The 22,799-nt window shown below is 69.9% G+C and carries 27 protein-coding genes and 2 pseudogenes; 24 read left to right on the forward strand and 5 right to left on the reverse strand.

Annotated elements, in window-relative coordinates; all coding sequences use genetic code 11:
* The first annotated feature begins 6 nt into the window (after positions 1-6).
* Both AB0I82_RS14075 and AB0I82_RS14080 read left to right on the forward strand, forming a co-directional pair.
* The gene (locus AB0I82_RS14075; RefSeq protein WP_363257471.1) at positions 7-411 is read left to right on the forward strand and encodes a SulP family inorganic anion transporter; all 405 of its coding nucleotides are present in this window, start codon (positions 7-9) and stop codon (positions 409-411) included.
* Between the two features lie 29 nt (positions 412-440).
* Positions 441-674, forward strand: coding sequence for a hypothetical protein (locus AB0I82_RS14080; RefSeq protein ID WP_363257472.1), 234 nt, complete (start codon positions 441-443; stop codon positions 672-674).
* A gap of 107 nt (positions 675-781) precedes the next feature.
* On the opposite strand, the pseudogene AB0I82_RS14085 reads toward AB0I82_RS14080, so the two are convergent.
* Positions 782-1,096 (reverse strand): annotated as a pseudogene (locus AB0I82_RS14085) (zinc-binding dehydrogenase); the annotation flags it as partial.
* 46 nt (positions 1,097-1,142) lie between these two features.
* Between AB0I82_RS14085 and AB0I82_RS14090 the strand changes: the two are divergent.
* Positions 1,143-1,439, forward strand: a complete 297-nt coding sequence (locus AB0I82_RS14090; protein WP_363257473.1) for a hypothetical protein — start codon at positions 1,143-1,145, stop codon at positions 1,437-1,439.
* Between the two features lie 40 nt (positions 1,440-1,479).
* Here AB0I82_RS14090 and AB0I82_RS14095 read toward each other — a convergent pair whose 3' ends face one another.
* Positions 1,480-2,652, reverse strand: coding sequence for an epoxide hydrolase family protein (locus AB0I82_RS14095; protein ID WP_363257474.1), 1,173 nt, complete (start codon positions 2,650-2,652; stop codon positions 1,480-1,482).
* Between the two features lie 103 nt (positions 2,653-2,755).
* Here AB0I82_RS14095 and AB0I82_RS14100 point away from each other — a divergent pair, with 103 nt between their 5' ends.
* Positions 2,756-3,331: a CGNR zinc finger domain-containing protein gene (locus AB0I82_RS14100; RefSeq protein ID WP_363257475.1), complete on the forward strand. Its 576-nt coding sequence runs from the start codon at positions 2,756-2,758 to the stop codon at positions 3,329-3,331.
* 109 nt (positions 3,332-3,440) lie between these two features.
* Here AB0I82_RS14100 and AB0I82_RS14105 read toward each other — a convergent pair whose 3' ends face one another.
* Together AB0I82_RS14105 and AB0I82_RS14110 are read right to left on the reverse strand one after the other, a co-directional pair.
* Positions 3,441-5,057, reverse strand: coding sequence for an amidohydrolase (locus AB0I82_RS14105; RefSeq protein ID WP_363257476.1), 1,617 nt, complete (start codon positions 5,055-5,057; stop codon positions 3,441-3,443).
* 189 nt (positions 5,058-5,246) lie between these two features.
* Positions 5,247-6,635 (reverse strand): APC family permease, encoded by a 1,389-nt coding sequence (locus AB0I82_RS14110; RefSeq protein ID WP_363257477.1) that lies wholly within the window; start codon positions 6,633-6,635, stop codon positions 5,247-5,249.
* 518 nt (positions 6,636-7,153) lie between these two features.
* Between AB0I82_RS14110 and AB0I82_RS14115 the strand changes: the two genes are divergently transcribed.
* The 10 genes from AB0I82_RS14115 to AB0I82_RS14160 all read left to right on the forward strand — a co-directional run bounded on the left by AB0I82_RS14115 (position 7,154) and on the right by AB0I82_RS14160 (position 16,563).
* Positions 7,154-7,747, forward strand: coding sequence for a TetR/AcrR family transcriptional regulator (locus tag AB0I82_RS14115; protein ID WP_363257478.1), 594 nt, complete (start codon positions 7,154-7,156; stop codon positions 7,745-7,747).
* A gap of 242 nt (positions 7,748-7,989) precedes the next feature.
* Positions 7,990-9,474, forward strand: coding sequence for a 2-hydroxymuconic semialdehyde dehydrogenase (locus AB0I82_RS14120; RefSeq protein WP_363257479.1), 1,485 nt, complete (start codon positions 7,990-7,992; stop codon positions 9,472-9,474).
* Between the two features lie 98 nt (positions 9,475-9,572).
* Complete coding sequence (locus AB0I82_RS14125; protein WP_363257736.1) at positions 9,573-10,331, forward strand: fumarylacetoacetate hydrolase family protein; 759 nt, start codon at positions 9,573-9,575, stop codon at positions 10,329-10,331.
* Entirely contained in the window at positions 10,328-11,194 is an 867-nt protein-coding gene (locus AB0I82_RS14130) for a fumarylacetoacetate hydrolase family protein (RefSeq protein ID WP_363257480.1), read from the forward strand. Before AB0I82_RS14125 ends, AB0I82_RS14130 begins: the two co-directional genes overlap by 4 nt.
* Before the next feature lie 44 nt (positions 11,195-11,238).
* Positions 11,239-11,655 (forward strand): RidA family protein, encoded by a 417-nt coding sequence (locus AB0I82_RS14135; RefSeq protein ID WP_363257737.1) that lies wholly within the window; start codon positions 11,239-11,241, stop codon positions 11,653-11,655.
* Between the two features lie 3 nt (positions 11,656-11,658).
* Positions 11,659-12,234, forward strand: a complete 576-nt coding sequence (locus AB0I82_RS14140; RefSeq protein ID WP_363257481.1) for a 3-hydroxyanthranilate 3,4-dioxygenase — start codon at positions 11,659-11,661, stop codon at positions 12,232-12,234.
* Between the two features lie 51 nt (positions 12,235-12,285).
* Positions 12,286-13,293 (forward strand): amidohydrolase family protein, encoded by a 1,008-nt coding sequence (locus AB0I82_RS14145; RefSeq protein ID WP_363257482.1) that lies wholly within the window; start codon positions 12,286-12,288, stop codon positions 13,291-13,293.
* A 143-nt stretch (positions 13,294-13,436) separates the two neighbouring features.
* The gene (locus AB0I82_RS14150) at positions 13,437-14,780 is read left to right on the forward strand and encodes an MFS transporter (protein ID WP_363257483.1); all 1,344 of its coding nucleotides are present in this window, start codon (positions 13,437-13,439) and stop codon (positions 14,778-14,780) included.
* 55 nt (positions 14,781-14,835) lie between these two features.
* Entirely contained in the window at positions 14,836-15,669 is an 834-nt protein-coding gene (locus tag AB0I82_RS14155; protein WP_363257484.1) for an MBL fold metallo-hydrolase, read from the forward strand.
* 399 nt (positions 15,670-16,068) lie between these two features.
* Positions 16,069-16,563: a hypothetical protein gene (locus tag AB0I82_RS14160; protein WP_363257485.1), complete on the forward strand. Its 495-nt coding sequence runs from the start codon at positions 16,069-16,071 to the stop codon at positions 16,561-16,563.
* Positions 16,564-16,613: 50 nt separating this feature from the next.
* On the opposite strand, the gene AB0I82_RS14165 is transcribed toward AB0I82_RS14160, so the two are convergent.
* Complete coding sequence (locus AB0I82_RS14165; protein WP_363257486.1) at positions 16,614-17,018, reverse strand: hypothetical protein; 405 nt, start codon at positions 17,016-17,018, stop codon at positions 16,614-16,616.
* 474 nt (positions 17,019-17,492) lie between these two features.
* Between AB0I82_RS14165 and AB0I82_RS14170 the strand changes: the two genes are divergently transcribed.
* The 10 genes and pseudogenes from AB0I82_RS14170 (at position 17,493) to AB0I82_RS14215 (ending at position 22,781) form a co-directional block, all read left to right on the forward strand.
* Positions 17,493-17,810, forward strand: coding sequence for a gas vesicle protein (locus AB0I82_RS14170; protein WP_363257487.1), 318 nt, complete (start codon positions 17,493-17,495; stop codon positions 17,808-17,810).
* Between the two features lie 38 nt (positions 17,811-17,848).
* A pseudogene (locus AB0I82_RS14175) lies at positions 17,849-18,346 on the forward strand (gas vesicle structural protein GvpA); the annotation flags it as partial.
* 71 nt (positions 18,347-18,417) lie between these two features.
* A complete protein-coding gene (locus AB0I82_RS14180; RefSeq protein ID WP_363257488.1) occupies positions 18,418-19,182 on the forward strand; it encodes a GvpL/GvpF family gas vesicle protein in 765 nt (254 codons plus the stop codon).
* Between the two features lie 4 nt (positions 19,183-19,186).
* Positions 19,187-19,480 carry a gas vesicle protein GvpG gene (locus tag AB0I82_RS14185; protein ID WP_363257489.1) on the forward strand — a complete coding sequence of 98 codons (294 nt, stop codon included), beginning with the start codon at positions 19,187-19,189 and terminating at the stop codon, positions 19,478-19,480.
* A complete protein-coding gene (locus AB0I82_RS14190) occupies positions 19,477-20,091 on the forward strand; it encodes a hypothetical protein (protein ID WP_363257490.1) in 615 nt (204 codons plus the stop codon). The genes AB0I82_RS14185 and AB0I82_RS14190 overlap by 4 nt, the downstream gene beginning before the upstream one ends.
* A complete protein-coding gene (locus AB0I82_RS14195; RefSeq protein ID WP_363257491.1) occupies positions 20,088-20,978 on the forward strand; it encodes an SRPBCC family protein in 891 nt (296 codons plus the stop codon). The genes AB0I82_RS14190 and AB0I82_RS14195 overlap by 4 nt, the downstream gene beginning before the upstream one ends.
* Positions 20,979-20,999: 21 nt before the next feature.
* Positions 21,000-21,350 (forward strand): gas vesicle protein, encoded by a 351-nt coding sequence (locus AB0I82_RS14200; protein WP_363257492.1) that lies wholly within the window; start codon positions 21,000-21,002, stop codon positions 21,348-21,350.
* A complete protein-coding gene (locus tag AB0I82_RS14205) occupies positions 21,347-22,246 on the forward strand; it encodes a GvpL/GvpF family gas vesicle protein (RefSeq protein WP_363257493.1) in 900 nt (299 codons plus the stop codon). The genes AB0I82_RS14200 and AB0I82_RS14205 overlap by 4 nt, the downstream gene beginning before the upstream one ends.
* Positions 22,243-22,491 carry a gas vesicle protein gene (locus AB0I82_RS14210; RefSeq protein ID WP_363257494.1) on the forward strand — a complete coding sequence of 83 codons (249 nt, stop codon included), beginning with the start codon at positions 22,243-22,245 and terminating at the stop codon, positions 22,489-22,491. The genes AB0I82_RS14205 and AB0I82_RS14210 overlap by 4 nt, the downstream gene beginning before the upstream one ends.
* Entirely contained in the window at positions 22,488-22,781 is a 294-nt protein-coding gene (locus AB0I82_RS14215) for a gas vesicle protein K (protein ID WP_363257495.1), read from the forward strand. Before AB0I82_RS14210 ends, AB0I82_RS14215 begins: the two co-directional genes overlap by 4 nt.
* Positions 22,782-22,799 lie beyond the last annotated feature (18 nt).

Raw genomic sequence — 22,799 nt, forward strand, 5'->3', positions numbered from 1 at the left:
GCCGCCGTGCGAGGGGGCCTGGCCGGCACGGTACGCGGTGGCGTCCAGCGGTTCGGCCGCCCTCGCCCCGCCGATGTCACCTCCGGAATGGTCACCGGCCTGTTCTCCATCCCGGAGGGCATGGCGTACGCGGCCATCGCCGGGTTCCACCCCGTGGCCGGTCTGTACGCGGGCGTGGTGCCCGCGGCGGTGGGCTCGCTGACCGCCCGCACGGTCCTGATGGTCACCACGCTGACCAGCGCCATCGCCCTGACCTCGCAGAGCGTGCTGTCGGACGCAGGCCTGGATCCCAAGGACGCCGGCAATGTCGCCATGCTGACCCTGATGGTCGGTGTGGTCATGCTGGTGATGGGGCTGCTGCGGCTGGGCGCGGTGCTGAGCTTCGTCTCGAACGCCGTGATGACGGGTTGACGGCCGGTGGCGGACGCGGGAGGCGCCCGGTGGCCGTGCTCGGCACGGACGTACGCCTGGTACGCGACATCGCCCGCATCCCCGCGTCCCTGCCCGCCTTCTCCGCACCGGATCTGTCCGCGGCGCCGCACCTCCTCGGCGGTGCGGTCCCGGTCGCGCTGGTGGCGCTCGCGCAGGCCGCGGGCATCGGACGGAACCTTGTTCCTCATCGGCAGGCCGGCCGCACTCCCCTCGCCTGTACCGTCATATGGAAGGCATCCTGACAATGACGCACGTTTGTCATAGCCAGTGGCCACAGCCCGGTGGTTCTTGAGGCGGTTGATCGTGCGCCCATGTTCTGGTAGCCGGTCGGGGCGCCGTCGAGGTCGGTGGGGGCGTCCTCGTACTGGGGCACGCCGACGCGGCTGATCACGCCGGCGGGGCGGACGACGCCGAGGGCCTGTTCGTAGGCGGGCATGTGGCCGACCGCTTCCAGGACCACGTGCGTGCCGTGCCCGCCGGTCAGGTCGCGGACGGCCTCGATGCCTTCCTCGCCGCGGGCGGAGACAACGTCGGTGGCGCCGAATTCGCGGCCCAGGTCGGTGCGCGCGGTGTGCCGGCCCATCAGGATGATCTGCTCCGCGCCGAGCCGCTTGGCCGAGAGGACCGCCAGCAGGCCGACGGCACCGTCGTCGATCACGGTGACGCGGGTGCGCTCGTTGACACCGCCCGCGACGGCGGCGTGGTAGCCGGTGCGGCGCGAGCTGATCAGCGAACTGTCCACGCTCAGCGCCGACTTCCGCACCATGTGGGCCGCGCACGAAGTCCGTATCCGCCACGAGGGCACCAAGCGGCTGCAGCATCCCGAGGTCGGTCTCCTGGAGCTGACGTACCAGTCTGTGGACCTTCCCGTGTCGCAGCGGACCGTGCACGACCTGAGCCTCTACACCGCCGAACCGGGCAGCACCTCCGAAGAACGCCTGAGGCTCCTCGCCAGTCTGGCAGCCACTCCGGTCCAGGCTACGGAGCCCACCGACCGGCTGCGCTGAGTAGCCGGTCGGTGGACGTGACTGTTCTGCGCTGTCGCGTTCACCGATTGGCGGCCAGCACTGCCGCGAGGCCCTCTTGCAGGTCCTTGACGAAATACTCGGGAACCTCCAGCGACGGGAAATGTCCCCCGGATTCGGGCTCCCTCCATCGGACGATCTGTCGGAACCGCTCCTGTGCCCAGACGCGTGGACACTTCTCGATGTCGCGGGGATATACACTGATTGCTGACGGGACGTCGACCCGAAGTTCGGGGTCGAGCGAGTTGTGGCTTTCGTAGTAAATGCGGGCCGCTGATGCGCCGGTCCGCGTCAGCCAATACAGGGTGACGTCGTCGAGAATGCGGTCTCTGGAAATCGTCTCGAACGGGCTGTCTTCCGTGTCCGACCATTCGGCGAACTTGTCAAGGATCCAGGCAAGAAGCCCGACCGGTGAGTCGACGAGCGAGTATCCGATGGTCTGCGGTCGGGTCGCCTGCTGCTTCGCGTACGCCGCGCGGTGGCGCCAGAAACCGCGGGTTTCCTCGGCCCATTTGCGCTCGGCCGCCGTCAGCCCGTCCGTCGTCAACCCGGGCGGTGCCTGCGCGGTCGTTGTGTGGATGCCGAGAACGTGCTCCGGGAACCTGCCGCCGAGGACCGTAGTAATCACACCTCCCCAGTCGCCGCCGTGGGCTACGAACTTGCGGTAGCCGAGCCTTTCCATCAGTTCCACCCAGGCGGCCGCGATCTTTTCGATTCCCCACCCGGTGGTGGCCGGCTTGTCGCTGTAACCAAAGCCGGGCAGCGACGGGACCACGACGTGGAACGCCGGCGCGTCTACATCGCTCGGATCTGCCAGCTCGTCCACTACATCGATGAACTCGGCAATGCTGCCTGGCCAGCCGTGCGTCAAAATCAGCGGAGTGGCGTCTGCGCGCGCGGATCGGCGGTGCAGGAAGTGGATTCCCAGATCGTCGATGGTCGTGCGGAACTGGCCGATCCGGTCGAGGCGTGCTTCGAACGACCGCCAGTCGTACGCGGTGCGCCAGTAGTTCACGACATCGACGAGGTCGGCGAGCGGAACGCCCTGTTCCCATCGGCGAGGGCCGGGGGCGGCGCGATGGACCGTCTCGGCCTCCGGTAGCCGTGCCGCGGCCAGTCGCGCGCGCAGATCGTCGAGGTCGGCGTCGGTCGCGTGGGCTTCAAATGCTTGCACGTCGCTGGTTGGACGGGGCATGAGACCTCCTGGCCATCGCAGATCCGGCTACGACCCATCGTGAACCGGCTAAGGCGGTTCTAGCAGTCCCCCACGCCTGCGCGCAACCGGCTAAGGTGGTTCCATGCGTACTGGGTTCCCTGACTTTCGCCTCGGCAATGTGCTCGCGACCAGCTTCACGGGGACTCTGTCGGAGCGTCATGGCGACGCCGTGGAGCGCATTCCCACGCCGCAGCGACTCGTCGACTGGCTGGCAGTGAACGGCCTCGCCGTGGACTCCTGCACCACTGCCCAGCTCGACCGCGCTCGGGAGCTGAGGGAGTCGATTCACGCCGCCGCGACAGCGGCCGCGCTCCAGGAAGCTCTCCCTGCGTCTGCTGTCCAAGTCATCAATGACTGCAGCGCTCAGGGCCGGGCCGCGGCGGTCCTGACGCCTGAAGGGAAGCGGCGATGGCGGCTCGGCTCGGCTTCCTGCGTGGAAGACGCCCTCGGCGTGATCGCCGCCGACGCGATCAGCATCATCGCGGGCGAACGGGACGGAATATTGGCCCTGTGCGCCTCACCAACTTGCCAAGCCGCCTTCTTCGACACCAGCCAAAGCCGCACCCGTAAATGGTGCGACATGAACACGTGCGGGAATCGTCAGAAGAAGGCGCGCTTCAATGCCAACCAGCGCAAAAACCCCAGATCAGCGGAGTGACCGTTGCCTCAGTAATCCAAGTGGGCCCTACGCCTGCGACACAGGCGGCTGGGTATCGGCGGGTTGGCCGATGTATCGAATCGCTCAGCTCGGCCTGGCCCCTGCGGCCTCAGGCGCGGTGTACCACTCGGCCGTCCACGATGGTGAGGCGTATTGGTACGTCGGGGAGTTCCTGGGGCGGGACGCGTAGTGGGTCGGTGGCGAAGCCGGTCAGGTCGGCGGTGTGGCCTTCGCGGAGGCGGCCGGTGCGGTGGGCCTCGCCGGCTGTGATGGCTGGGGTCACTGTCATTGCCGTAAGTGCTTCGGTCGCGGTGAGGGCCTGGTCGGGGATCACCGGCCGGCGTTCCGGGTGGTGGGGTGAGCGGCGCAGCTGCGCGGCGGCCAGTACCTCGCGGGGGTCGTAGTGGGCGATGGGCCAGTCCGAGCCCAGGGCGAGCACGGCGCCGGCGTGCAGGAGATCCGCGCAGCGGAAAGCGCGGCGGGCGCGTTCGGGGCCGAGTCGGGCGGACCAGTTGTCGCTGTGGTCGGCGAGGGAGTACTGCAGGTGGCTGGGTTGCATCGAGGCCACGACGCCGGTGCGGGCGAAGCGGGTGACGAGGGTGTCGGGGAGGGTCTCCGCGTGCTCGATGCGGTGTCGCGCGGTGCGGTCGTGCGGGCGGCTGTGCGGGGCGAGGCAGTCGAGGGCGTAGGCGACGGCCGCGTCGCCGATCGCGTGCGTAGCTGTGGGAACGCCGGCCCGGGCGAGGGTGTCGACGGCCTTGGCGTAGGCGTCCGGCGACAGCCAGAAGGGGCGGGTGGACTCCCCGTGGCAGTCGGGGTGGTCCAGCCAGGCCGTGCCGTTGTCGATGGTGCCGTCCATGAACAGTTTGACTCCGGCGACTTGCCACAGCCGGCCGCCGGTGCCGCACAGTGCGATCAGGTCCTGAAGGCCGTCATCGTCGGTGCCGGGCCGGCAGCGGGCGTGGATGCGCAGGCGCAGTGTGAGGTCGCCGCGTTCTTCGAGGGTGCGCAGTGCGGGGAGGGTTTGCTCCGTGCAGTCCATGACGTGGCCGCCGGTGAGTCCGGCTGCGTTCATGCGAGAGAACAAGTCGGCCAGTCGGTCGGCGAGTTCGTTGGTTTCCATGGTGGGGGCTGCGCGTTCGACGAGCCGCTTGGCGGGTTCTTCCAGGAGTTCGCCGGTGGGGTTACCGTCCGCGTCGCACACCACCTCGGCAGCCGAGTCGAAGCGTACGGGACCGGTGACGCCGGCCAGTTCCAGAGCGCGGGTGGAGGCGAGAGCGGCGTGTGCGTCGAAGAGGGTGAGCAGTGCGGGGGCGCCGTCGAGGACGTCGTCGATGAGACGGTGGTGGGGGCGATGCCCGTCGAGGATGTTGGGGTCGAGGCCGAAGCCGCGGATCCAGGTGTTGGGGCCTTGGCGGCGGCGCTCGGTGGCGAGCAGCGTGCGGAGGTTGGCGGTGCTGGTACAGGCGGAGAGGTCGAGGCCGCTGGTCATGAGAGTGCCGGTGACCGGGTGGGTGTGGCTGTCGGTCAGGCCGGGGGTGAGGGTGATGCCACTGCCGTCGATGAGTTGCGTACGGGCGTCGCAGACTTCGCGGATCGCGTCGTCCGGGCCTACGGCGGTGATGACGCCGTTGCGGACGGCCAGGGCGGTGGCGGTGGGACGGTCGGGGTCGAGGGTGTGGATCGTGGCGCCGGTGATGGCCAGGTCGGCGAAGTGGCGGGGCACGGTGGGTGGTTCTCCTTGCGGCGTGCTAGCTGTGTAAGGCTGCCCGGGAGCGTCGGCGGCACGTTGCATTCAGCTGCCCGGCAGCATCAGGGACGCGTTGCATTCGCCTGCCCCGGCAGCATCAGTGGCGCGTTGCGTTCGGCGGTCCGGGGGTGTCAGTGGCGCGTTGCATTCAGCCGCCCCGGAGCCTCAATGAGGCGTGCGCGACTGTCGGGTGTTGTCCGGCGAGATGCCGAGCGCATCGAGGCGGGAGTGGGGGTTGCGGGCGAAGCGGGTGGCGCCGAGTGCGGCGAGGGCGAGGATGACGGCGGTGCAGATCCAGTACGTATTGCCGGGGGCGGGCTGGTCGGGCTGAACGTTGCCGTAGACGCCCCAGCCGATGACGGCGATGCCGATGAGCGGGACGGGCAGGTGGCGCAGGGGTCGCAGGCCGCCCGGCTCGGTGCGGTGCAGGAACAGGGGCAGGCCGATGAGGGCGAGGAGCAGGTTCAGCAGGAGGGGGACGGTGCCCATGCCGGCCTCCCATGCCGAGGTGGTGGTGGGCGCGGCGCCCAGTACCAACGCGGGCAGTGCGGTGCAGGCGGCGATCAGCGCGAGCCACAGCAGGACGGCGCCGACCGGTGCGCCGTGGCGGGCGGAGGCGCGGCCCAGGCGGCGGGGCAGCATGCCGGCGCGTGCGGCGGTGAAGGTGACGCGGGGCAGCGCGGTCATGGCGGCGACCAGGCAGGCGACGGAGCTGATGGCACCGACGGCGGCAAGGAGCGGTTCGGCCAACGGCAGGTAGTGGTGCGCGAGTTCGAGGAAGGGCGCGGCGTTGCCGGGGGCGCCGAAGCGGTCGGCGCCCTGAGCGGCTCCTTGCCAGTGGGCGTAGCCGGCCACCGCGGCCCACGTGGCGAAGAAGTACAGCAGGCCGACGATGAGCACGGTACTGATGACGGTGACGGGGATGACGCGGCGGGGGCGGCGCAGTTCGGCGGCCATGCCCGCGGAGTTGTCCCAGCCGACCATGCCGGCCACGGCGAGCGGGAAGGTCAGCCCGCTCAGGCCCGCCAGTCCGCCCGGGGCGCCGCCCGCCGCGTGCAGCGGCGCGTCGATCGCTGCGCCGGAGCGGACGAGGAGCAGTACGGAAAAGCCCACGAGCAGCACGACCTGGGCGACGGCCAACAGGGTGGCAACGCGGCTGGAGGCGACGATGCCGCGCAGTGCGATCGCCCCGGCGAAGGCCAGTACACCCAACGACAACAGCAGTGGCCAGGGGTCGGCGAGGCCGAGTGAGGTGGCGATCCACTGGCCGGAGAAGACGGTGACCGCGCCCAGGGTGAGCGGTCCGGCCAGGAGCATCACATACAACAGTCCGCTGGCCAGCCGGGCCGCCAGGCCGGGGGAAAGGGTGCGGTAGGCGTGGAAGGTGTAGGCGACCAGCGATCCGGAGGAGACGATGCGGCGTGCGAACTGCCCCACGGCCACCGCGCACGCCAGCAGGCCGAAGGTGGCCAGCAGGAACGCCCAGGGTGCCTGGGTGCCCATCGCGGCGACGATTGCCGGGGCGGTGAGAAAGAGGCCGTTGGCCGGCGCCATGTTCGAGACCGTCACCCCGAGTGCACCGGTGAGACCGACCGCGCCTTCACGCAGTTCCCCTCCCGGCTCGCCCGAGCCGGCCGGCCCGTGGGGACGGTGTGACGCCGAGGGGCCTGCTGGGTGCTGTGGTCGTGAGCGGGCGGCGGGGGTGATGTCGGCAGAGCTGGAGTCCACGGTTCCTCCCGGTGGCGGGGTGGCGAGCGGAGCTTTTCGCGTGACGGAGACGGGGTGTGAACAGGGCTTTTCGCGCGGTGGAGACGGGTGGCGAGCGGGGCCTCTGGCGCGGTGGAGACACGCGCGGGCCTGCGTTAACCGCATTAACTAATCCCATTTACTTTCAGGGAAGCTAGCCCATACGCCGGGGAGAAGGGAAGACCTCGATCCGTTGGATCCGGAATAGACTCGTCTGCCGCGGCCATCGCGAACGGACTCGTCTGCCGCGACCGCCGCGCACCGACCTCACTCAGGAAGAGAGCCCTCCGATGCCCCGTCCGCCGCAGATCTCGCGGGACGCTGCTGTGAGTGAGGCAGTGCGAATACTGGATGCCGAGGGCGCCGACGGCCTCTCGATGCGCCGGCTGGCCCAACAGCTCGGTGTCACCAGTCCCTCGCTGTACAAGCACTTCACGAACCTGGAAGAGGTGCTGGAGGCGGTCACCGAGGTGATCGTGAGCGAGATCGGTACCCGCCCGCCGCGCCACGAACACTGGCGAGCGGAGCTGGCCGACCTGGCCCGCCGCTATTTCCGGGTCTTCCAGCGCCATCCCAACGCCATTCGCCTGGTGATGCGTCGCCCCGTCCGCTCGGCGACGTCGCTGACCGGGCTGGACGCCGTACTGCAGGTACTGCTGGAGTCCGGCTGGGAGACCCGGCGCGCGACCCGGGCCGTGCTGCTGGTGGAGTCCTACGCACTGGGCGCGGCGATGACCGCCTCCAGCAGTGGCATCCCGCAGGGCCCGGAACTACTGGAGGGACGGCCCGCACTCGCGGCAGCACTGCGCGGACCGCACGCCGAGTTCCGCCTCGCTGAAGAGGACTTCGAGCACGGGCTGACATTGCTGCTCGACGGAATGGAGCGCGACGACGAGCCCGGCCCGGAGCGCGCCACGTAGCGCCGGCTGCGCGGTGCGGGTCGGCGGGCGTCGTCACCCCCACGGTCCGGCCCACCATCTTCAGCCCTCCCCTGACGAGATCCTCGGCCTGCATCGCGCGCCCTCATGAGCCACTGACCAGGCGCTATGTCTACAAGACATACCGGGAAGCCGAATAGGCATTATCCAGGCATGGCTCGACTCGGCAAGATGCCGATCACCGGAAGGCGCTGCCCGACGGCGCAAGCTTGGAGGTCATCGGTATGAGTCAGGTACGGCCCGCACAGCCGGGTCCGCGGCACTGGGCGCACTACGTCGGCGGACGGTTCGACGAGACCGGGGAACGCTTCCCCCTCGTCGCCCCGGCCGACGGCTCCGTGATCGGGTCGATTCCGGAGGCGGACGCCGCAACCGTCGACCGCGCGGTCGCCGCGGCGCGCTCCGCCCTCGAAGGCCCCTGGGGCAAGAGCACCACGGAGGAGCGTTGCGCGGTACTGCGGCGGATCGCCGACGGCATGGAGGCGCGGTTCGAGGAGTTCGTCGCCGCGGAGGTGGCCGACACCGGCAAGCCGGCATCGCTGGCGCGCAGCGTCGACATCCCCCGGGGCATCGCGAACTTCCGTGCCTACGCCGACCTGGCCTGGGGCCGCCCGGAGCAGTCCTTCTCCACGGCGACGCCGGACGGGGCCGGCGCGCTGAACTACACGGTGCGCCGCCCCCTCGGCGTCGTCGCCGTCGTCTCCCCGTGGAACCTGCCACTGCTGCTGCTCACCTGGAAGGTCGCCCCGGCGCTGGCCGCGGGCAACGCGGTGGTCGCCAAGCCCTCCGAGCTGACCCCGTCCACGGCCACACTGCTCGCGGAGGTCATGGACGCGGCCGGGGTGCCCGCGGGCGTCTTCAACCTGGTGCACGGCTTCGGCGAGAACAGCGCGGGCGCCTTCCTCACCGGCCACCCCGGCGTCGACGCGGTCGCCTTCACCGGCGAGTCGAGCACCGGCACCGCCATCATGCGCGCGGCATCCGAACGGCTCGCCCCGGTCTCCTTCGAACTCGGCGGCAAGAACCCCGCGTTGGTATTCGCCGACGCCGACTTCGAGGCCGCCGTGGAGGGCACGGTGCGCTCGGCCTTCACCAACGCCGGTCAGGTGTGCCTGTGCACCGAGCGGGTGTACGTCGAGCGCGCCATCTTCGGTGACTTCGTCGAGGCCCTCGCCGAACGCGCCCGGGCGCTGCGCGTGGGCGCCCCGTACGACGAACACACGCAGATGGGGCCGCTGGTCTCGGCCGAGCACCGGGACAAGGTACTGGGCTACTACCGGCTCGCCGAGCAGGAGGGCGCGAAAATCCACACCGGTGGCGGCGTCCCCTCCTTCGGGGACGAGCGGGACGGTGGGTTCTTCGTCGAACCCACGGTGATGAGCGGCCTCGGCCCGGACGCGCGCACGGTGCGCGAGGAGATCTTCGGCCCCGTCTGCCACGTCGCGCCCTTCGACGACGAGGCCGAAGCAGTCCGGCTGGCCAACGACAGTCCGTACGGCCTCGCCGCCACCGTGTGGACCTCCTCCCTCTCGCGCGCCCACCGCGTGGCACCGCGCCTTCAGACCGGCATCGCCTGGGTGAACTGCTGGAACCTGCGGGACCTGCGCACCCCCTTCGGCGGGGTCAAGGCCTCGGGCATCGGCCGCGAGGGCGGCGAACACTCCCTGGACTTCTTCTCCGAACCCGTGAATGTGTGCGTGAAGCTGTGAACACCACCGAAGCCAACGACACCAACGCCACTGCCACCGACACCGCCGCTGCCACTGCCACCGCCACCGCCGAGGCGACGGCGCGGGCCGCCGAGCGGCTGGCCAGGGCGTACGAGGAGGGCGTACCGGTCGAGCCCGTACGCGACCTCGTACCCGATGCGGAGACCGCATACCGCGTCCAGGAACGCCTCACCGAGCAGTGGCTCGCCCGGGGCCGCCGTCTGGTGGGTCGTAAGATCGGCCTCACCTCGACAGCCGTACAGCGCCAGCTCGGCGTCGACTCCCCCGACTACGGGATGCTCTTCGCCGACATGGCCGTCCCCGACTCCGCCGAAATCCCGCCGGGCGCGGTCCTGCAGCCCAAGGCCGAGGCGGAGATCGCCCTGGTACTCGAAGACGACCTCACCCACGAACGGCACACCCTCGCCGACCTCTTCCGCGCCGTCGCCTACGTCGTGCCGGCCATCGAGGTGGTGGGCAGCCGCATCCGCGACTGGGACATCACCCTGCCCGACACGATCGCCGACAACGCCTCGTGCGGCATGTACGTACTGGGCGGCACGCCGACGCCACTGGAGCGCGCGGGCGACCTGCGGCTGGCCGGCATGGTCATGGAGCGGCGCGGCGACCAGGTCTCCACGGGCACCGGGGCCGCCTGCCTCGGCCATCCGTTGGCCGCCGCCCTGTGGCTGGCCGACACCATGGTCCACCTCGGCCGCCCGCTGCGCGCCGGGGACACCGTACTCACCGGTGCCCTCGGGCCCATGGTCGAGGTGGCGCCCGGGGACGTGCTGGAAGCCCGTATCGAAGGGCTCGGCAGCGTACGCGCCGCCTTCGCCCGAGAGGAGAGCCGATGACACGCAACGCCGCAGACAACGCAGATGTGGACGCGCTCGCCCGTACCCTCGACGATGCCGCTCTCCAGGCTCGTGCGGTGCCACGTCTCACCGAGACTGCACCGCTGCTCGACGTCGAGACCGGCTACGCCGTCCAACGTGCCCTCGTCCAGCGCAGACTGGACCGCGGAGAGCGCATGGCAGGGGTCAAGCTCGGTTTCACCAGTAAGGCCAAGATGCGTCAGATGGGCGTGGCGGATCTGATCTGGGGACGGCTCACCGACGCCATGCGCTGCGCCGACGGTGCCACTCTCGATCTGGACCGCTTCGTCCACCCGCGGATCGAACCAGAGATCGCCTTCCTGCTGGACCGGCCGCTGGCGGGGGAGGTCAGCGGTGAGGAGGCCGCCCGTGCCGTCGGTGCGGTGGCCCCCGCGTACGAGATCATCGACTCCCGCTACGAGGGCTTCCGCTTCTCGCTGCCCGACGTCGTCGCCGACAACTCCTCCTCCGCCGGCTTCGGCATCGGCCTGTGGCGGGACGCCAGCTCCTTCGATCCCGTCGCCGGTCTGGCCGACCTCGGCATGGCGCTGGAGGTGGACGGCCGCCCCGCCGAAACCGGCAGCTCCGCCGCCATCCTCGGCCACCCGTTGCGTTCGCTGGTGGCGGCGGCACGCCTGGCCGCCGAGGCCGGGCTCGTGCTGGAGGCGGGCTGGGTCGTGCTCGCCGGGGCCCCGACCGCCGCTGTCCCCCTGGAGCCGGGCCGGCATGTGCGGGTGAACGCCGGCGGCCTCGGCCGCGTCGAGGTCACCACCGCGCAGTCCACCACCCAGTCCACCACCCAGTCCGCCACGCAATCCATGGCGAAGGAGACCGATCGATGACGGTGCATCAGCAGACCGGTCACCAGGCCGATCACCAGGCCGCCATGACCGTTTCCGGCAAGGCACGCCCGCGGGGCCGCTTCCCTCACGTGCGGCGGGCCGGCGACTTCCTCTACGTCTCGGGCACCAGCTCGCGCCGCCCCGACAACACCTTCGTCGGCGTCGAGGTCGACGAACTGGGCACCACCAGCCTGGACATCAGGGCACAGACCCGCGCGGTGATCGAGAACATCGCCGACCTCCTCGCCACCGCGGGCGGCAGCCTGTCCGACGTCGTCAACGTGACGACGTACCTGGTCAGCATGAACGACTTCGGCGGCTACAACGAGGTCTACGCCGACTTCTTCGACGAGAACGGCCCCGCGCGCACCACCGTCGCCGTCCACCAACTCCCGCACCCGCACCTGCTGATCGAGATCGCCTGCGTGGCGTACCTCCCCCGACCCCGCACGGAGGGCTGAGCAATGGTTACCAAGGACACCCTCAAGCCGTTCAACTTCGAGCGGTGGATCCGCGACCACCAGGACCTGCTCCAGCCACCCGTCGGCAACGTGCAGATCTGGGAGGACGCCGACCTGATGGTGACCGTCGTCGGCGGCCCCAACCAACGCACCGACTTCCACGACGACCCGGTCGAGGAGTTCTTCTACCAGCTCAAGGGCAACATGGTCCTGCGCATCATGGAGGTGGAGGGCAAGCCGCCCGTCGACGTCCAGATCCGCGAGGGTGACATCTTCCTGCTGCCCGCCCACGTACGCCACTCGCCGCAGCGGCCCGAGCCCGGCAGCATCGGCCTCGTCGTCGAACACGCCCGGCCGCAGGGCGAACGGGACGCCTTCGAGTGGTACTGCGTCCACTGCCACCGCCTGGTGCACCGCGCCGAAGTGCAGCTCGCCTCCATCGTCGAGGACCTGCCCCCGGTCTTCGCCGCCTTCTACGGCGACCAGGCCGCCCGCACCTGCCCCCACTGCGACGCCGTGCACCCCGGCAAGGAATGGCCCGAAGAAATGCGGCCGGTGCCGCGCCCGGCGGACCGCTGAGACACCGGCTCCGAGCACCACCGCCGCATACGAAGAACGAACGGAGTACCCGTGACCGTCGTCGACGTCCACGCGCACGTCTTCCCGAGCATCTCCCGAGCCGAGTCCCGCATCCTGCACGCCGAGGACGGACCCTGGCTGCGGGAGGACGACGCCGGAGCCGGAATGATGATGAGCGGCTCGGCCGAATACCGGCCCGTGGCAGCAGCCCTGTGGGACCCGCAGGTGCGCCTGAACGAGATGGACCGCCAAGGCGTGGACATCCAGGTGGTCTCCTCCACACCGCTGATGTTCGGCTACGCCGCCGACCCCGGCCGCGCCGCCGAGTGGTGCGAGCTGGTCAACGACCGCATCCTCAAGATGTGCGCGACCGCACCCGACCGCCTGGTGCCGCTGTGCCAAGTGCCGCTGCAGGACACCGAGTTGGCCTGCGAGGAGGTCAGCCGGGCCATGGCCAACGGCCACGCCGGCGTCCACATCGGCAACCACGTGGGCGACCGCGGGCTCGACGACGGCCGCATCCGCGAGTTCCTCACGCACTGCGCCCACGAGAACGCGGCAGTGTTCGTGCACCCGTGGGACATGCTCGCCCGGGAGCGCATGCCCCGCTACATGCTCCCCTGGCTGGTCGGCATGGCCGCCGAGACACAACTGACCATCCTCGGCCTCATCCTCTCGGGCGCCTTCGAGCAGTTGCCGACGAGCCTGCGGCTGTGCTTCGCCCACGGCGGCGGCAGCTTCCCGTACTTGCTGGGCCGGGCCGACAACGCCTGGCACCGCCGTGACCTCGTACGCGAGGACTCCCCCAAGCCGCCGTCCGCCTACCTCGACCGCTTCCACCTCGACTCCGCCGTCTTCGACCCCGGAGCGTTCCGGCTGCTGACCGACGTCATGGGGCCCGAGCGGATCATGCTCGGCACCGACTACCCCTTCCCGCTGGGCGAGCAGGAGCACGGCGCCCTCGTACGCCAGAGCCACCTCACCCCGGCGGAACGTGACCTCGTACTCGGCAAGAACGCCCTGCGGTTCTTCGGCATCGAGGGCCTCGCCACGGCATGACGGAGACGACTCCGGGTTCCTGAGCCACGCCGGGACCGCAGCCGCCTGACGCCGCCCGCGCGTTCGGCCCACACCCTGATCAGCCCCCCACATCGCGTTCAACCCACATCGTGCTCGGCCCACATCGTGAGGGGAAAACCGCAATGGCGCAGCAGCTCACCGACAGCGCGCGAACACAACAGGCGCAACAGGCACGACGGGTCGCCTGGGCGGCCTTCATCGGCAGCACCATCGAGTGGTACGACTTCTTCCTCTACGCGACCGCCGCGGCGCTGGTGTTCAACCGGCAGTTCTTCCCCGACGCCGACCCGGCCGTCGGTTCCATCGCCGCCTTCGGCACCCTGGCCGCCGGCTTCCTCTCCCGCCCGCTCGGCGGCCTGGTGATGGGCCACTTCGGCGACCGTTACGGACGCAAGAACACCCTGATCGTCTCGCTCCTGATCACGGGTCTGTGCACCACGGCGATCGGCCTCATACCCGGCTACGCCGCCATTGGGGTGGCAGCGCCCCTGCTGCTCACGCTCCTGCGCGTAGTGCAGGGCATCGGCCTGGGCGGTGAGTGGGGCGGCGCGGTGGTCATGACCCTCGAACACGCGCCCGCGCACCGCCGCGGCCTCTACGGCGCCGCCCCGCAGATGGGCGTACCGGCTGGCCTGATCACGGCCAACCTCGCCGTCCTGGGATTCAACTGGTCCCTCGACGACGAGGCGTTCCTGGCCTGGGGATGGCGCATCCCCTTCCTGCTGAGCGTCCTCCTGCTCGCCGTGGGCCTCTACCTCCGGCTGCGTATCGAAGAAAGCCGCGCCTACACCACACTCGCCCGGGCCCCGCAACGCCGGCGCATGCCCGTGGCCGTCGTACTCCACGACCACTGGCGGGACGTGATCAGAGCGAGCCTCGTCATCGTCGGCAACTCCAGCGTCGCCTACGTCTTCATGGTGTACGTACTCTCCTACGGCAAGCAGGTCCGCCACCTGGACTCGGGATTCCTCCTGCTGACCGTGGTGTCCGGAGCCGCGCTGTGGCTCGTCTCCGCGCCTTGGTGGGGCTCGTTGGGCGACCGTTGGGGGCTGCGCAGGCTCTTCCTGGTCGGCGGCATCGTCCGCGTGTCCTGGGCGCTGTTGTTCCTGCCCGTCGTCGATACCGGCAACAGGGCGCTCATCCTCGCCTACATGCTGTCCATGGGACTCGTGCTGTCCATGACGAATGCGTCGGTCGGCGTGATGACCTCCAGTATGTTTCCCCTCCACATCCGCTACACCGGATCCTCCATCGCCTACCAGACCGGCTCGCTCCTCGGCGGCGGGATCACACCGCTGGTCGCGGCCTCCCTGCTGGAGCTCACCCACACCTCCGCCAGCGTCACCCTGTACCTCTTCGCCGTCGGCTTGCTGAGCCTGGCAGCGACCGCCGGACTCTCCCAACACAACGTCGGCGACGGCGTCGCCCGGGCAGAACAACACCTGGCCACGGAAAACAACAACTGAGTTCCCGATTCATTCATCAGCATCCACATCCCCCGACGAAAGGCATGGAACAACCATGGAGCTGGTCATTCTCGGCAGTGCGGGAGGACCGCAGCCCCACCCGGGGAAGGCGGCCCCGGCCACCGCGGTGGTCGTGGACGGCGACATCCACGTCATCGACTGCGGCAACGGCGTCGGGCGGCAGCTCGTCTCCGCCGGCCTCGAGCTCTCCGCGCTGCGGTCGGTCTTCGTCACCCACCACCACGTCGACCACAACGCCGACCTCGGCGCCCTGGTCCACCTGGCATGGACCGCCGCCCGCAGCGAGCCCGTCGACCTGTACGGACCCGCGCCACTGGAGTCGATGGTCAAGCAGTACCTCGAACTCAACCAGCCCGACATCCACCACCGCGAGGCCCTGGGCAGGCCCGCCCTCTCGGGAATCTTCCGCCCGCACGAGGTCGCGGGCCCGGGCGTGGTGCACGAGGCCGACGGCGTACGGGTCTCGGCCGCGGTGGCCACACATCCGCCCATGCCGTCGTACGCCTACCGCGTCGACGCGCACGGACGCTCCGTCGTCGTCTCCGGTGACACCGCGAAGTGCGACGAGGTCACCGAACTGGCCCGCGGCGCGGACGTTCTCGTCCACGAGGCGTACTCCCCCGGGCACCTCCCGGAATTCATGACCGGCTCCAACACGAAGATCGAGCGGCTCCAACAACACTTCGCCCAAGCCCACACCAGCGCCGAAGACGCCGCCCGCGTTGCCGCGGCCGCCGGCGTCCACACCCTCGTCCTGTGGCACCTCATCCCCTGGCAGCTGGACGACGCCACCTTCATCGAACAGGCCACCCGCCACTTCGACGGCGAAATCATCGTGGCGCACGACTTGCAGCGCATTCCCGTCTGACGGCCCGGCCGGCTCCAGGGCTCGTACCAGGGCCACGGAGGCTTCGAGGCGATCGGGCGGTCGATGGCTTTCACACTGACCCATGCGAGCCCGGCAACCCACTCGACCGACTGCCGCCGTGCCGAACGGCGAGGCGTGAAGCAGCAGTTCATCCCGATCCACCCGGTCACCATATCTGCGCCGCAACAAGCGCTGAGCGGAGTGATCATCGAGCCTTGGTCAATTGCCAGTGAAGCTTGGTGATCATTAGGGTTATGCCACCGAAGTTGGAGTGGCATCACCTTGCGGCGTTTGACCTGGGGTTTTTCGCTGCGTGCGGCCCAACCTGACGCTTGAGGGCTCACCGAGGCCACGGCCATGTACCGGCCGCACGCACAAGACCACCGAGAGGATCCGCTGATGAACCGTTCTAAGGCGAGCCGGAAGACGAACGCCAAGCAGGCCGCCGCGGTCGTAGCTTTCCTCGGATTCTTTCCACTATCGCTGTGGCTTGGTGACGAGCTGTGGGAACTGTCCGTGTACTGGCCGGGTAGCGGCATCGGATTCGGCGTCACCGTCGGCGTGCTGCTCCCGATCACGTTCACGGCCGCCAAGCGGTCCTTCCGCCGGTTCAACTCGACCAAGGGCGAGCGCTCGCCCCGATGGGCCGTGGCCGGCATCGTGTGGGCGGCTGCGGCCGTGGTGAGCGGGATGGCTGCCTCCCGCGCGATCCCCGGAAGGAGCTCCTCGCGGCGCCCCTGCACCAGCGAGTGGCATCCATGCTGGGTGAACCACGTCTATCCGGGCGCCTTCTTCGTGGTACTCGGCAGCTTGGCCGCGACGGCGGCCATCATGACCTGGGGGCCGAACTGGATGCCCAAGCTGCGCGGCCAGTTCCGCCGGTTCCGCCGGTAGCCGCCGATGAGCGGGCCCGGCCGCGCGATGTCCGCGACCGCCGGAGCCTGTCACTTGATCCGCGCAGAAGCCTGCGCGACGAAGGTGTTCAGGTCCGCTCGCGCATCTACTGACATCGCCCGTAGTTCCTCGCGGTCCGTCGCCCGGTGAAGGGCGCTGATCGTGTCGAGGGTTCGCTCTGCTTGTGAGTGCAGGCTGTCATCGGGCACAAGGAGTTGAATCTGGTGAATGGCCTGGCAAACCAGACCTCGGAGCCTGAATGCCTCCGTTCTGGCCGCGATGTGTGCCGGGCCGCCTGGTTCCTCGTGCTGACGGTGCCACCAGTCGTATTGGCTCCGTATGAACTCGTTGGCGGCACCGGTGAAGGCAAGGACGGCGTTACGACGTTCGCTGCGGTCCGCCAGACGCTTCTGGAACCGGTACCCCAGAAGAGAACCGATGAGTGTTCCGGCCACTGCGATGAACGTCGTAAGTACCTGGCCCACCTCAGTAGTTGACCACGCTCGCTACTGCACCAACAGGGGGCGTCGACTCCCGAGTTTTCCCGAGCCGTTGGCGCTTGCTCGCGGGAATATCCCGTGCCGATGTCTTGGCTGTGACTCAGACTGCGGGCATGGATGGAGAGGCCGTCGCCCCCGTGGCCGTCACACCTTCGGTGCAGTCGAGCGAGGAGCTGGCCCGTGCCGCGGACGGTGAACGGGGCAGGGCTCCGCGTACTACAGCGCCGTCGTAGTACGACGGCCATCAAAATACGATGATTCTCGCACTAGGAGGACCCGGGGGCGGCTGCGCGGCACCGCCGAGTCGGCTGTGATCCCCGGCGCGATGCCCGGTGCCAGTGGTGCAACCGCTCTGAGCAGCGCTTCGTCGCAGCCCGGATGGGGGAACTGCGGACGCGGTGATCGGGGCTCGGCGCCAGAGTGGGGACTATGACAGAACCTGGCGAGCGGCGGCGCGGTACGGCTTCCTCCTCCACGCGTACGCGTGGGGTGCACGGTGCCGGGGACGCCGCCCGGCGTGCTGCGGACGGGCTGGCCGAGCTCATTCGCCACCGTCTGGAAGGCGTCTCCGCGGTGTGCCGGAGTGAGAACGACGGCTGGATCGTCAACGTGGACGTGCTGGAGGTGGCACGCATCCCCGACACCACCAGCCTGCTCGCCACCTATGAGGTCGAGCTGGACTCGGCGGGCGATCTGCTGCAGTACCGCCGGGTCGCCCGCTACCGGCGCGGTGCCCAGGACCAGTGACCGGCCCCGATGAGGGCCACTCCCGGAAGGACCGCCGCATGATCACCTACGACGACGAAGTCGTCTGCGCGCCCCGCGCCGGCACCCTCTACGACGTTCTCGAGCTCATTCTCGACCGCGGCATGGTGATCGACGTCTTCGTACGCGTCTCCCTGGTCGGCATCGAGATCCTCAAGGTGGACGCCCGGATCGTGGTCGCGAGCGTCGACACGTACCTGCGGTTCGCCGAGGCGTGCAACCGTCTGGACCTGGAGCACGACTCGCGCGCCAAGACCGTTCCCGAGCTGTTCGGCGGACCGGTCTCCAAGGCCATAGGCGAGGCGGGCGCGAAGCGGACGGGACGTTCCCTGACCGAAAAGGTGCGGGACATGCTCACTCCCGAGGAGAGGGAGGAAGAGGACCGGTCCCGCGGCGGCGAGCGCGAGGAATCGAGCCGGAGTACGCAGCGGTCCCGGAACCGGCCGGCCGGGCGCCGCCCCCGCGATGACGATGACGACCGCCCGCACAGCCGCGCTCGCGATGACGATGACGACCGCCCGCGCAGCCGTGCTCGCGATGACGACGATCGCCGGTACAGCCGCGCTCGCCGGCGCACGGAGACGGAGGAATGACGTTGCCCGCCACCACCACTGTCACCGCCACCACCCCGAGCACTCTGTACGTCTACGGCATCGCTCCCGCCGGTGTCCGCGCCCCGCGCGCCCCGGGGGTGGACGGCGCCCCGGTACAACTGCTGACCGAGTCCGGACTGTGCGCGGCGGTCTCGGCCGCACCCGCTCGGCTCCGGGCCCGGCGCCGGGACCTGATGGCCCATCAGGCCGTACTGGAGGAACTGGCCGCGCAGGGGGCTGTGCTGCCCATGCGGTTCGCGGTCCTCACTCCTGAAGAGGACGTGTTGGTCTCCCAACTACGGTCTGAGAAGCAGCACTTGATGAGGCAGTTGGAGGGCGTTCGCGGCTGCGTCGAGATGAATGTCAAAGGGGTCGTTGTACCGGGGTACTTCGCCGATCTGGTGCGCCGGGACGAGAAGCTGCGGGCGCTGGCCCGCCGTACCCGGCGTCGGCCGGATTACGAGGCCAACGTCCGGCTCGGCGAGGCGCTCGCCCGGGGCGTACGCCGCGAGGCCCGGCGTGCGGCACAGGAGGTCCTGGCCCACCTGACCCCGCTCGCGGTCCGTACGGCGCAGGGACCGCTCGACGACGAGCAGGTGCTGAGCACCTCGTTTCTGGTGCGAGCCACCGATGAACGGCGGTTCCGCCAGGCGGTGGCCGCGCGAGCAAGCGCGTTGGGGGACCGGCTGGAACTCAGTGTGACCGGACCCCTGCCCTGTTACAGCTTCGTCGACCCGCGCCCCGCGTCGGCCGGGCGGTGACGCGGTGGGTCTCGTGAGCGGTCTTCTGCTGCTGCCTCTCGCCCCGGTGCGCGGCACGATCTGGGTCGCCGATCACCTGCTCCAGGAAGCGCTGCGCCAGGCCCACGACCCGCGTGCCGTCCAGGCGCGCCTGGCCGCGCTCAACCGGGCGCTGGACGAGGGCGCCATCGATGAGGCGACCTTCGAGCGGGAGGAGGAACGTCTGCTCGCCATCCTCGAACGGCAGGCCGCCCGCCCTACGGAACGCACGCCGACGACGACGGACCACTCGGACCGCTCACAGAGAAGGCACGTATGAGCAACAACAAGGTGGCCATGGCAGCGGCCATGGCCGGTGGTTACCTTCTGGGCCGCACGAAGAAGGCGAAACTGGCGCTGGCCGTCGGCTCGTACCTCGCGGGACGGCGCTTCGGCCTCTCCCCCGGCCAGATGCTGTCCGAGGGGTTGGAGAAGCTCCAACAGACTCCGCAGTTCCAGGAGCTCTCGGACCAGGTACGCGGCGAGCTGCTGACCGCCGGACGCACGGCCGTCACCAACGCCGCGAACCGCCGCCTCACCGACTTCGCCGACGCCCTCCGCGACCGTACCGACGAGCTCACGGGCGCGGGCCGGCGGGACGAGGACGACAAGGAGTACGGCGACCGCGATGGCGAGTACAAACGCGACGACGACTACGACAAGCGCGGCGACCGCGGCCGCCGCGGTTACGACGACGAGTACGGCGGTCGCGGCTACGACGACGACTCGGACGGCTTCGAGGCGGAGGGCGAGGACGACGAGTCCGCGTCCGCGCTGCCCCGCAAGGCGGCGAGGAAGTCAGCCGCCAGGAGAACGCCGGCGAAGAAAAAGGCGCCACCCGCGAGAAGGGGCGCGGCGAAGAGTACCGGTCGGGGAGGTCGACGCGGATGACACCCACTCAGCGCGAGCGAGGCGGCGGCGGGCCGTCCCCCTTGGACGGCCTGAAGGACGCTCTCGGCGCCTATCTGGCCGCGCAGGGGCGCAACCTCCTCGAGCAAGCGGGGGAACGGATCGGGGGCCTGGTCGGCCAGCTGACCGAGCACGCGACGGGCACCACAGGTGGCGGGGCGGGTGGCGGCTCCAGCGACGGTGCAAGTGGCGGCAGTGTCAAAGCGACGCACATCATGGAGTTCGTCGACGTCGGCGTTCCGCTGCGTACCGCGTACGACCACTGGACGCGGTTCGAGGACTTCAGCGACTTCACGAAGGGCGTCCGCGGCGTCAGCATCAAGGACGAGGTCAACTCCGACTGGAACGTCAAGGTCGGTCCCTCGGCGCGGAGTTGGAAGGCAACCGTTCAGGAGCAGGTGCCCGATGAGCGGATCGCCTGGACCTCCGAGGGGGCCAAGGGCAGTACGCGCGGGGTGGTCACCTTCCACGACCTGGCGCCTTCGCTGACCCGGATCGTCGTGGTCGTCGAGTACTACCCCGCCGGCTTCTTCGAGAAGACCGGCAACCTCTGGCGCGCCCAGGGGCGCCGGCTGCGGCTGGATGTGAAGCACTTCGCACGCTACGTCACCCTGCGGGGCGACGAGGAGGTGGAGGGCTGGCGCGGTGAGATCCGCGACGGCGAGGTCGTGCGGAGCCACGAGGAGGCGTTGGAGTCCGAGCGGGAGGAGCGGGAGGAGGAGAGCACCGACGGTGCCGAGGACGAGTACGAGTACGACGACGAGGACGGCGACGAGTACGAGGAGGAGGACCAGGACGAGGACGAGGACGATGGTGACTACGAGGAGGGCCACGAGGGTGATGACGAGCGGGGCCGCCCGCGTGACTGATGTCTTCCCGGGGAGCGCATTGTGACAGACGTCGACCACCGGTACGTGGACCTGGGTACGCAGCCGCAGCCCTCCGAACCCCTCCCCGGCAGCCTCGCGGATCTGCTGGAACGGGTTCTCGACAAGGGCATTGTCATCGCCGGCGACATCAAGATTGATCTGCTCGACATCGAGCTGCTCACCATCCGGCTGCGCCTGTTCATCGCCTCGGTGGACACCGCGAAGAAGGCGGGCATCGACTGGTGGGAGACCGACCCGGCGCTGTCCTCGCGGGCTGCCCATAATGCGCTCGCCGAGGAGAACGCGCGGCTGCGGGCCCGGCTCGACTCCCTGGAGGGGGACGCCGACGCGACAGTGGAGGACACCCGATGAGCCGGCACCCACGTACCGTGGTCTGCGCCTTTGCTGTCACGGGCGCCCCGCCGCCCGACGAGGTACTGGCCGCGACGAGCGGTCACGAGGAGGGCGGTCCGTTGCGCGTCGTGCGGGCCGGGAATCTGTGGTTGGTCGTCCAGGACGTTCCCGCGGCCTCGTTCGACGAGCAGGCGCTGGCGGAACGCCTCAACCGGCCCGACGACCTCGAGCGCTGCGCCCGGGCCCACCATCGGGGCGTCGAGGCCGCAGCCCGGCGGGGTCCCGTCGTACCGCTGCCCATGGCGACCCTGTATCTGACCGACCGGACCGCGGTGCGGGCCGTCACTGCCCGGGAGGCGGAACTCGGCGCGCTGCTCGACCGGCTCCGCGGCCGTACGGAATGGGCGGTGAAGGTGCACGTCGCCGACCCTGCCACTGGGCGCACCACAGGTCCCGCCACTCCCCCGGCCACTGGTCTCGCCCCTGGTCGCGCCGGGGACGGCACCCATGCCACTGGCCGCACCGGGGACGATACCCATGCCACCTGCCGCACCGGCGGACGGGCCTACCTCAGCCGCGCCAGTACGCGACGGCGGGCCCAGCAGGACGCGCACGGGAGGGCCCTGGCCGACGCGGAGGCCATCGACGCGGAGCTGCGGCGGTACGCCGTCGCGGCGACGCGGCACCGCCCGCAGTCCGAGCAGCTGACCGGCCGGCGTGCCCCGCAACTGCTCAACGTCGCCTATCTGGTGGACGACGCCGAGCGCGCCGCCTTCACCCGCGCCCTGGACCGGCTCGGCACCGACGGCCGGCACCCGGCCGTGGAGATCAGGACGTCGGGGCCCTGGATCCCCTACTCCTTCGCCCGGTGGACCGAGGAGAGCGACCGCACGGAGCAGGAGGTCACTGCATGACCGCCCCGGACACCCGCGCGCCCGGCCTGTCGCACGTTCCCTGGGGCGGCCCCGAGCAGTGCGCGCCGATCGGGGTTCCCCTCGTCGACCTCCTGGACCGGGTGCTGGCCACCGGCGTCGTGGTCAGCGGGGACCTGGTCCTGGCCATCGCCGACGTGCCATTGGTACGGGTCTCGCTGCACGCTCTGCTGTCGTCGGTCAATGAGCGGGTGCCCGCCCCCTGGTCGGACAGTGGGCCGTTGTGACCGAGCCCCGCACCCGCGCCCTGGACCTGGACCCCGAGCGGGTCACCAACGATCTGGCCGCCCTGGTACTGACCGTCGTGGAACTGCTGCGCCAGCTCATGGAACGCCAGGCCGTGCGCCGCTTCGACGAGGGAACGCTGAGCACCGAGCAGGAGGACCGGCTCGGTACGGCGCTCATGCTGCTCGACCAGCGCATGGACGAACTGTGCGAACAACACGGCCTGCGCCGCAGCGACCTCAACCTCGACCTGGGCCCACTGGGCCCACTCCTCGCCGACCCCGAACTTTGAGCACCGCCCAGCAGCGAG

This window comes from Streptomyces sp. NPDC050315 (assembly GCF_040655775.1).
In the GTDB taxonomy this organism is placed as follows: Bacteria; Actinomycetota; Actinomycetes; order Streptomycetales; family Streptomycetaceae; genus Streptomyces.

What these genes read in the sequence shown, in the direction of transcription:
- AB0I82_RS14130 (WP_363257480.1), top strand. Translation starts at nt 10,328, where the DNA reads ATGACACGCAACGCCGCAGACAACGCAGATGTGGACGCGCTCGCCCGT.
- AB0I82_RS14210 (WP_363257494.1), top strand. Translation starts at nt 22,243, where the DNA reads ATGACCGCCCCGGACACCCGCGCGCCCGGCCTGTCGCACGTTCCCTGG.
- AB0I82_RS14180 (WP_363257488.1), top strand. Translation starts at nt 18,418, where the DNA reads ATGACGTTGCCCGCCACCACCACTGTCACCGCCACCACCCCGAGCACT.
- AB0I82_RS14160 (WP_363257485.1), top strand. Translation starts at nt 16,069, where the DNA reads ATGAACCGTTCTAAGGCGAGCCGGAAGACGAACGCCAAGCAGGCCGCC.
- AB0I82_RS14170 (WP_363257487.1), top strand. Translation starts at nt 17,493, where the DNA reads ATGACAGAACCTGGCGAGCGGCGGCGCGGTACGGCTTCCTCCTCCACG.
- AB0I82_RS14150 (WP_363257483.1), top strand. Translation starts at nt 13,437, where the DNA reads ATGGCGCAGCAGCTCACCGACAGCGCGCGAACACAACAGGCGCAACAG.
- AB0I82_RS14205 (WP_363257493.1), top strand. Translation starts at nt 21,347, where the DNA reads ATGAGCCGGCACCCACGTACCGTGGTCTGCGCCTTTGCTGTCACGGGC.
- AB0I82_RS14095 (WP_363257474.1), bottom strand. Translation starts at nt 2,652, where the DNA reads ATGCCCCGTCCAACCAGCGACGTGCAAGCATTTGAAGCCCACGCGACC.
- AB0I82_RS14120 (WP_363257479.1), top strand. Translation starts at nt 7,990, where the DNA reads ATGAGTCAGGTACGGCCCGCACAGCCGGGTCCGCGGCACTGGGCGCAC.
- AB0I82_RS14100 (WP_363257475.1), top strand. Translation starts at nt 2,756, where the DNA reads ATGCGTACTGGGTTCCCTGACTTTCGCCTCGGCAATGTGCTCGCGACC.
- AB0I82_RS14110 (WP_363257477.1), bottom strand. Translation starts at nt 6,635, where the DNA reads ATGGCGCCGGCCAACGGCCTCTTTCTCACCGCCCCGGCAATCGTCGCC.
- AB0I82_RS14155 (WP_363257484.1), top strand. Translation starts at nt 14,836, where the DNA reads ATGGAGCTGGTCATTCTCGGCAGTGCGGGAGGACCGCAGCCCCACCCG.
- AB0I82_RS14140 (WP_363257481.1), top strand. Translation starts at nt 11,659, where the DNA reads ATGGTTACCAAGGACACCCTCAAGCCGTTCAACTTCGAGCGGTGGATC.
- AB0I82_RS14195 (WP_363257491.1), top strand. Translation starts at nt 20,088, where the DNA reads ATGACACCCACTCAGCGCGAGCGAGGCGGCGGCGGGCCGTCCCCCTTG.
- AB0I82_RS14190 (WP_363257490.1), top strand. Translation starts at nt 19,477, where the DNA reads ATGAGCAACAACAAGGTGGCCATGGCAGCGGCCATGGCCGGTGGTTAC.
- AB0I82_RS14135 (WP_363257737.1), top strand. Translation starts at nt 11,239, where the DNA reads ATGACCGTTTCCGGCAAGGCACGCCCGCGGGGCCGCTTCCCTCACGTG.